At 69.7% G+C, this 7,606-nt stretch carries 7 protein-coding genes; 2 read left to right on the top strand and 5 right to left on the bottom strand.

From position 1 onward, the window contains the following. Positions 1-85: 85 nt before the first annotated feature. The 4 genes from ubiM to ASE31_RS04370 all read right to left on the bottom strand — a co-directional run bounded on the left by ubiM (position 86) and on the right by ASE31_RS04370 (position 3,834). Entirely contained in the window at positions 86-1,360 is a 1,275-nt protein-coding gene (gene ubiM, locus ASE31_RS04385) for a 5-demethoxyubiquinol-8 5-hydroxylase UbiM (protein ID WP_057200327.1), read from the bottom strand. Positions 1,361-1,439: 79 nt separating this feature from the next. After that, positions 1,440-1,877, bottom strand: coding sequence for a hypothetical protein (locus ASE31_RS04380; protein ID WP_057200326.1), 438 nt, complete (start codon positions 1,875-1,877; stop codon positions 1,440-1,442). 212 nt (positions 1,878-2,089) lie between these two features. Continuing rightward, a complete protein-coding gene (locus ASE31_RS04375) occupies positions 2,090-2,989 on the bottom strand; it encodes an alpha/beta fold hydrolase (protein WP_057200325.1) in 900 nt (299 codons plus the stop codon). A 239-nt stretch (positions 2,990-3,228) separates the two neighbouring features. Beyond that, positions 3,229-3,834 (bottom strand): TetR/AcrR family transcriptional regulator, encoded by a 606-nt coding sequence (locus ASE31_RS04370; protein WP_057200324.1) that lies wholly within the window; start codon positions 3,832-3,834, stop codon positions 3,229-3,231. 139 nt (positions 3,835-3,973) lie between these two features. Here ASE31_RS04370 and ASE31_RS04365 point away from each other — a divergent pair, with 139 nt between their 5' ends. After that, positions 3,974-4,213: a DUF6139 family protein gene (locus ASE31_RS04365; RefSeq protein ID WP_057200323.1), complete on the top strand. Its 240-nt coding sequence runs from the start codon at positions 3,974-3,976 to the stop codon at positions 4,211-4,213. 151 nt (positions 4,214-4,364) lie between these two features. After that, complete coding sequence (locus tag ASE31_RS04360) at positions 4,365-6,434, top strand: acetoacetate--CoA ligase (RefSeq protein WP_057200786.1); 2,070 nt, start codon at positions 4,365-4,367, stop codon at positions 6,432-6,434. 122 nt (positions 6,435-6,556) lie between these two features. On the opposite strand, the gene ASE31_RS04355 is transcribed toward ASE31_RS04360, so the two are convergent. After that, on the bottom strand, positions 6,557-7,564 hold the full coding sequence (locus ASE31_RS04355) for a tripartite tricarboxylate transporter substrate binding protein (protein WP_082604022.1): 1,008 nt from the start codon (positions 7,562-7,564) through the stop codon (positions 6,557-6,559). Positions 7,565-7,606: the final 42 nt, after the last annotated feature.

Here is a 7,606-nt window from a genome sequence, read left to right as displayed (position 1 = left end):
GTCGTACTGCTCGTACTGCCTGCGACGCAGCGCCTAGCCAGAACCGCTTCGCTGAGTTTTGTTGGCCGCTCTTAGGCCAGGCTTTTCAGTCCCAGGGCCGCAGCGCGGTCCGGTGCGGCGCGGGAGCGAGCGCGCCCATGCGCCCGGTGAGCTGCCCCACGATGGCCGCCTGCAGCGGCGGCAGGCGCCGAGCCAGCTGCAGCACGCCCTGGCGCAGCAGGCGGGGCAAGGGCCGGGCGTCGGTGTACAGCCGCACGATGGCATTCGTGCCCTGGTACATCGGCCAGGCATGGCGGTGGTGGGCGCTGGCATAGCGGGCCAGGGCAGCCCCGTGGCCCGGGTCGTGGCCCAGGTGGCGGCCTGCGACCAGAGCGCCGACCAGACGCTCCACGCCCGCAAGCCCGAGGTTGAAGCCATGGGCCGTCACCGGGTGCATGCCCACGGCCGCATCGCCCAGCAGCGCGCAGCGCGGCCCGGCAAAGCGCCGGGCATACACGCCGACCAGCGGGTAGGCATGGCGCTGGCCCTCCAGTGCCATCGGTCCCAGCCGTTGGTTGAACTGGGCCTGCACCTGCACGGCAAAGGCCTCGGGCGACAAGGCCATCAGGGCCGCTGCATCGGCGGCCCCGGCCGTGACCACCACCGAGCACACGGGCTGGCCATCCGGGGCGTCGGGCAGGGGCAGGATGGCCAGCGTGCGCTCGTAGCCAAAGCATTCGTGGGCCGTGCCGCCATGGGGCAGGGCATGGCGCATGCGGCAGACGATGACCGTGCGGCCGAAGTCGGTGATGTCCGCGCCGATGCCCAGCAGGCGGCGCGTGGCCGAAAAGCGGCTGTCGGCCGCCACCAGCAGGGGTGCGCGCAGCTGCAGCGTTTGCGAGGCGCCGGTGCCCTCGGCCGGGGCCAGCGTGCAGTCGAGTTCGGCATGGTCGGCATCGGTGGCGACCCGGTGCACCTGCGCGCCGCTGAGGATGCGCACGCCCGCCGTGCGCGCCGCCACCGCATGGGCCGTGCGCCGCAGCGCGTGGTTGGAGACGATGGCACCCAGTGCCTGCGTGCTGCCGGTGTACAGCCGCAGGGGGCCGTGGCTACCCAGGGGGCCATCGTGCACCTGGGCCTCGCGGATCTCCCCGCGCTCATGCGCCTGCAGGCCGGCCCAGGTGCCCAGGCGCTGCAGGGTGGCCACGCTGGGGTGGGTGAGCGCGATCTCGCGGCCATCGAGTGCTGGGTCGGCCAGCGCCGCCTCGGGCTGCTGCTCCACCACCGTGGTGCTGAAGCCGGCCTGCGCCAGGGCAATGGCGAGCGAAAGCCCGGCGGGGCCGCCGCCCACGATGAGAACGTCACTTCGGGAAGAAGCCATGGCAAGAGGGTATGGGCGCACCCGCTGTGGGTGCGTGCCCATTGTGCTGCCCCCGTGCCAGCAGGGGCTTTGCCGTAGGTCAAGCCTTGCGCGACTTGCCGGATGCCTTGGCCGGCTTTTTCTTCTTGCCAGCACCCGATTTGCCACCGCCGTGCAGGTGCAGCACCCAGGTCACCGCCAGCCATAGGTAGGACAGCGGCACGGAATACGCCGCCACGGCAGCCATGGACAGTGGCGGTGCCGTGATGGAGCGCGGGTTGGCGATGGTCTGCAGCAGCTGGCGCGTGCCGTCGCCCAGCACCGGCGTGCCCTGCACACCGCCCGTGCGCGACATGCGTGCCGCCATGAAGAGCATGAACTCCATGAGCAGCGCGCCGATCAGGAAACAGGCCACCAGGCCCAGCAGTTGCGCAAAGGCCCGTCGGTCGCCCTTGGCCAGGAAGAAGAGGGCGGACAGCACGACCAGGGCGAGCAACACCCAGACCAGGATGGGCCAGGCAGACATGAGCAGGGACATCGGGAATTCGGGTCGGCAGGAACAGGCTGCCGATCATAGGCCTGCAGGCCGGGTCCTATCGGTTTTTCATGGTGCGTCGTATAACCCGCAACGCACGGTACTGGCGTGGCCAAGGCCAGCGCCCCCGCGCAAGGGCCGCCCCGCCGCGGAGGCGGCGTATCCAGCGCTTGCGCTGGGGGCGTCCCCCTTTCAGGGGGAAGGCGCGAAGCGACTCAGGGGGTCTTCCGTATGAAATCCGCCACGGCGCGCAGCACGGCCTCGTCCTGCAGCAGCTTGCGGTGGCCCAGCCCGTCGGTGGCCAGCAGCTGCGCGCCCGCGATGTGGTCGCGGTAGGCCTCGCCATCGGCAAAGCGGTTGATGCGGTCGCCCCGGTCGTGCACGACCAGCGTGGGCAGGGCGATGCGTGGCCCCACGGCCTGGGGTTCGAACTGGGGCATGAGGATGCCTTCGCGCGCCTCGATGTGCCGCTCCATGGCGGCGCGCGTGGTCTCGGTCAGGCCGAACACCTGCGCGAACAGCCGGGTGTACTCGCGCGGCGATGCCGGCGGTGCCAGCAGCACCAGGCGGGCGGCGGGCAGGCCCCGGCTCGCCGCATGGGCCGCTGCGTTCGCCGCCAGCGAGTGCGCCACGACGGCGGCCAGCGTGTCGCCCCGGGCCTGCAGGCGCGCCGTGGCGTACTCGATGGCGCGGGCAAACTGCGGCAGGTTGCTCACCCGCCCCCGGCTGCCGCCGTGGGCGGGCAGGTCCACCAGCACGGGGCGCATGCCGCGCGCAACCAGGGCCTCGGCCAGGGCCAGCATGTGCCGCGCGTGCCCGCCCCAGCCGTGGGACAGCAACACCACCGGGCCATCGGCGGGCAGGTCGCTGCGGGTGTAGAGCGTGATCTCCGCATCCTCGAAAGGCCAGCGCTCTGCTTGCCAGCCTGCGGCGGGCGGGGCCCGGTGGCCGCTCTTGCGCAAGGGCAGGGGTGTGCCGAAGAGGCGGTAGGCGCTGCGCACGGCAAGCCGGGGCCACAGGCGCTGCGCCGTGCCCAGTGCCAGGCGCACCAGGCGCATGCCGGCATGCGCGCCGTAGAAGTTCGAGGTGGCCTGCAGGGCAGTGGATTGGCTCATGGTGGGGCTCCGGGACAAGTGGAAGGGGTGGGCGGCCGGCGCCGGGTCAGTAGAAGACCCAGTCGCGGTTGTTGCGCGGAAGGCCGTCAAGTGCCCTGCGCAGCGCATGGATAGCGCCCGCGATGGCGGCGATTGCCGCAATGCCACAAAGGATCAGCATGGGGATTTCCTTTCTTCGCACGGTTGTGCGAAATTTGGACGAACAAATAGCAAAGGTTTCCACGGCATGCACCGGGGTGTCAGGCGGTCTGGTAACTCTTGACGAGGCGCGCCCAGGACGCCTCGGTGCGGTGCGGTGCCTGGGGATCGCGCAGGAAGCGGACGTCGTGCAACAGGCCCATCAGCATGGAGTAGATCTCCGCGACCAGTTGGTCGGCCGGGGTGCCGGCAGGCAGGTGCCCGGCCTCGATGGCCTGCAGCACGGTGCGGCGCAGCGCGGCGCGCCAGCGCGTGATTTCGGTGTGCAGCAGGTCCCGGAGCTCGCCGCTGCGGTCGTCGAGTTCGAAGGCGCCGGCGATGTAGATGCAGCCCGTGAAGGCCTCCACATCGCGCGTGCGGGCGATCCAGCGGCGCACGATCTCGTTCAGGCGGGGCAGGCCCTTGGGCTGCTGCATGGCGGGCACGAACACCTGGGCCAGGAAGCTGCGGCCGTACTCTTCGATCACGGCCTTCTGCAGCGCCTCCCGCGAACCAGCACGTGAGAAGACGCCGCTCTTGGACAGGCCCACCCGGTCGGCCACGGCCTGCAGGGTGATGGATTCGAGCCCGTCGGCCGCAGCCACATCCAGCGCGGCGCCAATGATGGCGGCGCGCGTGAGCTCGGCTTTCTGAGTCTTGGCGTCCATGGTTGAAATTTAGCACAACTGTGCTAAAAACAAAACAGCCTGTTCCTGCATGGCCCTTCCGGCAGCGAGAGTTTTTCCTACGGCGACTGGCGGCCATGGGCAGTAGAGTGGGCCCTTTGTAACCGCCAAAGGACCAACCATGCGCGTGGACATCTATCGTCGGGCCGAAGCCGAGGGCCGTTTTACCCACCTTGCCGTGCCGGAAGGAAGGCGCATCCCGGAGGAAGCGACCAACACCGACTGGGACACGGAGGTGAAAGGCCAGGACCTGGACGAAGAAGCCGAGCGCTGGGAGCACTACGGCATCGTCAAGCCCGGCGCCCAATTCAAGGAAAAAGGCTACGCCATCACGGGCCTGCACGAGCCGGAAGGCGACTGATATCGGCTCTTGCGCAGCTGGTTGCCCGTGCAGGTTTGACAGGACTGCCGCAGCAGCGCACGGCCCTTCTGGGGCGTGACCGGGAGCGGGTGTCAATCCGGAGACGATGCGCCGTGGCACGCAGGGGCCAGCGCTGGTACGCTGCGTCGCCATGGAGACAAAAAATATCCCCCCTTTCATTCCGCAGATCCGCCTGTACCAGGACTGGCTGCGCGACCAGCGCGGCCTGGCCTTCGACAGCTACGACGCGCTGTGGCGCTGGTCCACCACCGAGCTCGATGCCTTCTGGCACAGCGTCTGGGACTACTTCGAGATCGAATCGCCCGCCCCGCCCACCGTGGCGTTGGCACGCAACACCATGCCGGGGGCCGAATGGTTCCCAGGCGTGCGGCTCAACTACGCACGCCAGGCGCTGCGCCATGTGCAGGCGGCCCATGCCGCCGGCCTGCCGGCCATCGTCAGCCGCAACGAGAAAGGCCAGCACCGCGAGCTGGCCTGGCCCGAGCTGCGCCGCCAGGTGGCCTCGCTGGCGCTGCACCTCAAGGCCCACGGCGTGCAACCGGGCGACCGCGTGGCCGCCTACCTGCCCAACATCCCCGAGGCCATGGTGGCCCTGCTGGCCACGGTGAGCATCGGTGCCGTCTGGAGCATCTGTGCGCCCGACATGGGCACCAACGCCGTGCTCGACCGCTTTCGCCAGATCGAGCCCAAGGTGCTGATCGGCGTGGACGGCATCACCTATGGCGCCCGCGACCACGACCGCACCGGCGTGCTCACCGAGCTGCGCGCGGCCCTGCCCAGCGTGCAGCACGCCGTCCTGGTGCCCAACCTCGACGCCGGTGCCACGCTGCCCGGCTGGTCCGACTGGGCGGCTGATGTGGCCGCCAGCGGCGCGGCGGTCGATGCCTTCGAGCCCGAATGGATGCCGTTCGACCACCCGCTGTGGATCGTCTACTCCAGCGGCACCACCGGCCTGCCCAAGCCCATCGTGCACGGTCACGGCGGCATGGTGCTGGTGGCGCTGCAGCTCAAGGTGCTGCACAACGACATCGGCTGCAGCTACGAGGCCAACAGCTTCGGCGAGCGCTACCACTGGTACAGCTCCACCGGCTGGGTGATGTGGAACGCCCAGGCCAGCGGCCTGCTCTCAGGCACCACCTGCGTCATCTACGACGGCAACCCGGGCGGCAGCAAGGACCAACCCGACTGGGGCACGCTGTGGCGCTTTGCGGCCGAGACGGGGGTGACCTTCTTCGGCGCGGGCGCGGCCTTCTTCGCCAACTGCATGAAGTCGGGGCTCGCGCTGGCCGACTGTGGCGACCTCTCGCGCGTGCGGGCCCTGGGCACCACGGGCTCCCCGCTCTCGCCCGAGGTGCAGGCCTGGGGCACGGCGCAGTTCGCGCGCATCGGCACGCCGGACATCTGGTGGAACAACATTTCGGGCGGCACGGATTTTTGCGGTGCCTTCATCGGCGGCCACCGCGAGATGCCCCAGGTGCCCGGCGAAATGCAGTGCCGCATGCTGGGCGCCGCCGTGGAATCGTGGAACGCCCAGGGCGAGCCGGTGAAGGACGAGGTCGGCGAGCTGGTCTGCGTGCAGCCCATCCCTTCCATGCCGCTGTACCTGCTGAACGATCCGAAAGGCGAACGCTACCTCTCAAGCTACTTCGACATGTACCCGCCCGGCCATGGCCGCCGGCCCGGCGGCGGCGACACGGGGCCTGAGGCCGGCGCCGTCTGGCGCCATGGCGACTGGCTCAGGATCGATGGCCGCACGGGCGGCTGCATCATCTACGGTCGATCCGACGCCACCATCAACCGCCACGGCCTGCGCATGGGCACGAGCGAGATCTACAGCGCGGTGGAGGCCCTGCCCGAGGTGCTCGACAGCATGGTGGTCGACCTCGAATACCTGGGCCGCGAAAGCTACATGCCGCTGTTCGTGGTGCTGCGCGAGGGCGTGGCGCTCGACGAGGCCATGCGCCAGCGCCTGAACAACGCCGTGCGCACCGCACTGAGCCCACGCTTCGTGCCCGACGACATCTTCCAGGTGCCCGAGATTCCGCGCACCCTGAGCGGCAAGAAGCAGGAGCTGCCCATCAAGAAACTCCTGCTGGGCCAGCCCATCGAGAAGGTCGTCAACAAGGACGCCATGGCCAACCCGGGTTGCCTGGACTGGTATGTGGCGTTTGCCAACCAGCGAGCCGCGGGCGCGACCTAGGGGTAGGGGAAGCCAGCCTCTGAGGAGGCACGGCGCAGGCCAGTGCCCCCGTGCGAGGGCCGCCCCGCCGCACCGGGGGGCGTCCCCCTTTCAGGGGGGATGCTGCGAAGCAGCTCAGGGGGTCAGTCGAGCTTTGCGCCCGACTGCTTGATCAAACGCTCCCACACCGGCCGCTCCTTCATGTACGCGGCCTTGAACTCGGCTGGCGAGCTGGCCTTGGCCTCGAAGCCCATGCCCGCGATGCGCTGTGCCACGTCGGGCAGCTGCACGGCCTTGCGCACTTCGGCTGCCAGGCGTTCCAGGATCGCCGGTGGCGTGTTCGCCGGCGCGGCAAAGGCCAGCCAGCCGGCCACGCGGTAGGCCTCGTCGGTCATGCCCTGCTCGGCCAGCGTGGGCACGTTGGGCAGGATGCCCATGCGCCGCTCGCCTGTCACGCCCAGCGCCTTGAGCTTGCCGGCGTCGATGTGCGCCTTGGCCACCAGGGCGCTGGCGTAGGCCATCTGGATCTGGCCGCCGATCAGGTCCTGCACCATGGGCGCCTCGCCCCGGTAGGCCACGTGGCTCATGTCGGCGTTCTGGGTCAGGCTCATGTAGGCGCCGGCCAGATGCGGGTAGGCGCCCGTGCCGTAGGAGCCATAGGCCACCTTACCCTTGTTGGCGGCGGCGTACTTGAGCAGTTCGGGGCCGGTGCTGACCGGTACGCTGGGGTGGGTGACCAGCACCAGCGGGGCGATGGCGATCTGGTAGATCAGCGCCAGGTCGCGCTGCGGGTCATAAGGCAGCTTTTCGTAGAGGAACTGGTTGGTGAGCAGCGAATTGCTCAGGCCCAGCACGATGGTGTAGCCATCGGGCGCGGCCTTGGCGACAGCATCGGTGCCGATGATGCCGGCCGCGCCCGGCTTGTTGTCGATGACCAGGGGCTGGCCCAGGCCGACTGCCATCTTCTCGGCGAGCACACGGGCCAGCACGTCGGTGGCGCCGCCCGGGGCAAAGGGCACGATCACCTTGATGGGTTTGGTGGGGTAGGCCGGCTGCTGGGCCAGCGCGGCCGTGCCAGCGAGGGTGCCGAGGGCCAGGGCGGCTGCGCCGAGCCAGGTGCGCCGCTGGAGGGTGGAAGGGGAAATGGGCATGGTGTCTTGTCTCCTGGAATCGTTATCGGTGGTCGCTCGGTG

It is taken from the genome of Acidovorax sp. Root217 (assembly GCF_001428645.1).
Lineage (GTDB): Bacteria > Pseudomonadota > Gammaproteobacteria > Burkholderiales > Burkholderiaceae_C > Acidovorax.
The sequence above is the reverse complement of the archived record's forward strand: the minus strand, read 5'-3'. Positions and strand labels throughout refer to the sequence as shown.

Excerpts from the sequence above, each read along its gene's own strand:
- ASE31_RS04365 (WP_057200323.1), top strand. The coding sequence starts at position 3,974 with ATGCGCGTGGACATCTATCGTCGGGCCGAAGCCGAGGGCCGTTTTACC.
- ASE31_RS04360 (WP_057200786.1), top strand. The coding sequence starts at position 4,365 with ATGGAGACAAAAAATATCCCCCCTTTCATTCCGCAGATCCGCCTGTAC.
- ASE31_RS04370 (WP_057200324.1), bottom strand. The coding sequence starts at position 3,834 with ATGGACGCCAAGACTCAGAAAGCCGAGCTCACGCGCGCCGCCATCATT.
- ASE31_RS04380 (WP_057200326.1), bottom strand. The coding sequence starts at position 1,877 with ATGTCCCTGCTCATGTCTGCCTGGCCCATCCTGGTCTGGGTGTTGCTC.
- ubiM (WP_057200327.1), bottom strand. The coding sequence starts at position 1,360 with ATGGCTTCTTCCCGAAGTGACGTTCTCATCGTGGGCGGCGGCCCCGCC.
- ASE31_RS04375 (WP_057200325.1), bottom strand. The coding sequence starts at position 2,989 with ATGAGCCAATCCACTGCCCTGCAGGCCACCTCGAACTTCTACGGCGCG.
- ASE31_RS04355 (WP_082604022.1), bottom strand. The coding sequence starts at position 7,564 with ATGCCCATTTCCCCTTCCACCCTCCAGCGGCGCACCTGGCTCGGCGCA.